This is a genomic window from Streptomyces murinus (genome assembly GCF_002154555.1).
GTDB lineage: Bacteria > Actinomycetota > Actinomycetes > Streptomycetales > Streptomycetaceae > Streptomyces > Streptomyces murinus.
On record NZ_MUNF01000789.1, the window covers coordinates 1 to 3,718 of the forward strand.

Below are 3,718 nucleotides of genomic sequence, written 5' to 3' on the forward strand. Positions count from 1 at the left end.
GCCGACCCCCGCACGCGCGGCGACCTCCTCCAGCGTGGGCCGGCCCCCGCTCCGGCCCCGCACTCCGTGGCTCGCCATGTGCTCCGCCTCCCTCGCTTCCTCCGGCCGGCCGCTTCCTCCGGTTGGCTGGAATCTAACAGTCCCACCCGGGACCCCATCGGCCCCGTATGCCCCCGGCGCCCCGAACGCCCCACCCGTGCGGGCCAGTTAACGCTCCGATAACTGAACTCAACCCCCCGCGTCAGGTCCCTTGACACCCCGCTCCGAACCGACGACTCTTCAAGCCATCACTTGTGGGAGCGCTCCCACAGTACCTGACACCTACACAACCCGCACGTTCCCCGCCCGAGCCGCAGCGCGTGACGAACGGGCCCGATTCCATGCAGTCGGCCGGGGGGTCGGCACGTCAGGCAACAGGAGGACGCAATGCGCACGAACTTCCGCCGGTCCAGGCGGATGATGGCCCTGGCGGCCGTCGCCGCGCTGACCACGAGTTTGTTGGCCGGCTGCGCCAAGGACGCCAAGGACGGCTCCTCGGACGACGCGGACGGCGGCAACGGCAAAGGCAAGATCACGCTGACCGTCGGGACCTACGGCGTCTTCGGCTACAAGCAGGCCGGCCTCTACGACGAGTACATGAAGCTCCACCCGGACATCAACATCAAGGAGAACGTCACCACCCGCACCGACGTCTACTGGCCGAAGGTGCTCACCCGCCTCCAGGCCGGCTCCGGCACCGATGACATTCAGGCCATCGAGATCGGCAACATCACCGAGGCCGTGCAGACCCAGGCCGACAAGTTCGTCGACATGAGCAAGTACGTCGACAAGTCCCAGTGGCTGGACTGGAAGAACGCCCAGGCCACGACCAAGGACGGCAAGCTGATCGGGCTCGGGACCGACATCGGCCCGATGGCGATCTGCTACCGCAAGGACCTGTTCCAGAAGGCGGGCCTGCCCACCGACCGGGACAAGCTCGCCCAGATGTGGAAGGGCGACTGGGCCAAGTACGTCGATGTCGGCAAGCAGTACATGAAGAAGGCGCCCAAGGGCACCAAGTACGTGGACTCGGCGGCCTCCGTGTACAACGCGGCCCTCGGTGGCGGCGCGGACCGCTACTACGACAAGGACGGCAACGTCATCTGGGACAAGTCGCAGGGCGTGAAGAAGTCCTGGGACGTGGCGATGACCGTGGCCACCAGCAACATGTCGGCGAAGCTCAAGCAGTTCGACCCGACCTGGGACCAGGGCTACGCCAACGCCTCCTTCGCCACCGTCGCCTGCCCGGCCTGGATGATCGGCTACATCGAGCAGAAGTCCGGTGACTCCGGCAAGGGCAACTGGGACGTGGCGGCGGCGCCCACCGCGTCCAACTGGGGCGGCTCCTGGATCGGTGTGCCGAACGCGGGCAAGCACCAGAAGGAGGCCATCGCGCTGGCCAAGTGGCTGACCGAGCCCGCGCAGCAGGAGAAGGTGTTCTCCAAGCAGGCGAGCTTCCCGTCGACCCCCTCGGCCTACCCGAACCTGAAGCCGGCCGCGGACACCACCGCCTACTTCTCGAACGCGCCGCTCACCCAGATCTTCTCCGACTCGGCGAAGACGATCCCGACGCAGATCTTCGGCATCAAGGACCAGCCGATGACCACCGCCATCACGGATGTCGGCATCCTCCAGGTCGAGCAGAAGGGCAAGACGCCGGCCCAGGGCTGGGACGCCGCGTCCAAGGAGATCAAGGACGTGCTCGGCCAGTGACCAGCTCCAACGAGGCTCTCGCGCACTCCGCGTCGAGCGCCGAGGCCGCGCCCGGCACCCCGCCGGGCGCGGCCCGGGGCGCTCACGGCCCCGGCGGGCCGGCGGCCGACTCCTGGCGCAGCCGGCTCTACCGCTGGGACATGAAGGGGTCGCCATACGCGTTCGTCGCCCCCTTCTTCATCCTGTTCGGGGCCTTCACCCTGGTCCCGCTGCTCTACACGGCCTGGTACTCACTGCACAATGTGCAGCTTTCCTCGCTGGACCACCAGACCTGGACCGGCCTGGACAACTACAAGAACCTGTTGTCCTCGGACTTCTTCTGGAACGCGCTGAAGAACACCTTCACCATCGGTGTGATCTCGACCGTGCCGCAGCTGCTGGCCGCGCTCGGGCTCGCCCATCTGCTGAACTACCGGCTGCGCGGCTCGACCGTGTGGCGCGTGGTGATGCTGACCCCGTACGCCACCTCGGTGGCCGCGGCGACCCTGGTGTTCACGCTGCTGTACTCGTGGGACGGCGGCATGATCAACTGGCTGCTGCACTTCGTCGGGGTGGGCCCGGTCAACTGGCGTGAGTCCGACTGGGGTTCGCAGTTCGCGGTGTCCTCCATCGTGGTCTGGCGGTGGACCGGCTACAACGCGCTGATCTACCTCGCCGCCATGCAGGCGATACCCGCCGACCTGTACGAGTCGGCGGCGCTCGACGGTGCCAACCGCTGGCAGCAGTTCCGCCATGTCACCGTCCCGCAGCTGCGCCCGACGATCCTGTTCACGGTCGTGGTCTCCACCATCGGCGCGACCCAGCTCTTCGGTGAGCCGCTGCTGTTCGGCGGGGTCAGCGGGTCCAAGGGCGGCTCCGAGCACCAGTACCAGACGCTCGGTCTGTACATGTACGACCAGGGCTGGATCGTCGGCAACCTCGGCAAGGCGTCCGCGATCGCCTGGTCGATGTTCCTGATCCTGCTGATCATCGCCGCGGTCAATCTGCTGCTCACCCGACGGCTGAGGAAATCCCAATGACCACCAGTGAACTGACGCTGCCGCCGAAGGCGCGGACCACGCGCACCCGGCGCCGGGTGCTGGGCGCCGGCAAGCAGCTGCACGCGGGCCCGGTGACGTACGTCGTGCTGGCCGTCTTCGCGCTGGTCTCGCTCGCCCCGCTGGTGTGGACGGCGATCGCGGCCTCCCGCACCGACCGGCGGCTCGCGCAGACCCCGCCGCCGCTGTGGTTCGGCGGCAATCTGTTCAGCAACCTCCAGGCGGCCTGGGACCAGGCCGGGCTCGGCACCGCGATGGTCAACTCGGTGTTCGTGGCGGGCACCATCACGGTCAGCACGGTGCTGTTCGCGACGCTGGCCGGGTTCGCCTTCGCCAAGCTCCGGTTCCGCTTCTCCGGGCTGCTGTTGCTGCTGACCGTCGGCACCATGATGATCCCGCCGCAGCTGGCCGTCGTACCGCTGTATCTGTGGATGGCGGACCTCGGCTGGTCGAACCAGCTCCAGACGGTGATCCTGCCGAGCCTGGTGACCGCCTTCGGCACCTTCTTCATGCGGCAGTACCTGGTACAGGCGCTGCCCTCGGAGCTGGTGGAGGCGGCCCGGGTGGACGGGGCGAGCAGTCTGCGCATCGTCTGGCATGTGGTCTTCCCGGCCGCGCGGCCCGCGATGGCGGTGCTCGGCCTGCTGACCTTCGTGTTCGCCTGGAACGACTTCCTGTGGCCGATCATCGCCCTGAACCAGCAGAACCCGACCGTGCAGGTGGCCCTGAACTCGCTGGGCACGGGCTATGTCCCGGACCAGTCGGTGATCATGGCGGGCGCGCTCCTCGGCACCCTGCCGCTGCTGATCGCCTTCCTGCTGTTCGGCAAGCAGATCGTGGGCGGGATCATGCAGGGCGCGATCAAGGGTTGAGCCCGGCCGGCCGATCACCCCGTACGGGGCCGGGCCGTCACCGCCCGGCCCCCTCGT

3 protein-coding genes are annotated in these 3,718 nt (G+C 68.0%); all 3 read left to right on the top strand.

What is annotated here, in order from left to right; genetic code table 11:
• The first annotated feature begins 426 nt into the window (after positions 1–426).
• Genes CCN72_RS35065 through CCN72_RS35075 form a run of 3 tightly spaced genes read left to right on the top strand, consistent with a single transcriptional unit; the run spans position 427 to position 3,661 of the window.
• Entirely contained in the window at positions 427–1,752 is a 1,326-nt protein-coding gene (locus CCN72_RS35065; protein ID WP_086812403.1) for an ABC transporter substrate-binding protein, read from the top strand.
• Positions 1,749–2,771: a carbohydrate ABC transporter permease gene (locus CCN72_RS35070; RefSeq protein ID WP_086812405.1), complete on the top strand. Its 1,023-nt coding sequence runs from the start codon at positions 1,749–1,751 to the stop codon at positions 2,769–2,771. The genes CCN72_RS35065 and CCN72_RS35070 overlap by 4 nt, the downstream gene beginning before the upstream one ends.
• Entirely contained in the window at positions 2,768–3,661 is an 894-nt protein-coding gene (locus CCN72_RS35075; RefSeq protein ID WP_167408744.1) for a carbohydrate ABC transporter permease, read from the top strand. Before CCN72_RS35070 ends, CCN72_RS35075 begins: the two co-directional genes overlap by 4 nt.
• The last annotated feature ends 57 nt before the right edge of the window (positions 3,662–3,718 follow it).

Bases quoted from the DNA above. Each gene is read 5' to 3' on its own strand.
- CCN72_RS35065 (WP_086812403.1), top strand. From the start codon at position 427: ATGCGCACGAACTTCCGCCGGTCCAGGCGGATGATGGCCCTGGCGGCC.
- CCN72_RS35075 (WP_167408744.1), top strand. From the start codon at position 2,768: ATGACCACCAGTGAACTGACGCTGCCGCCGAAGGCGCGGACCACGCGC.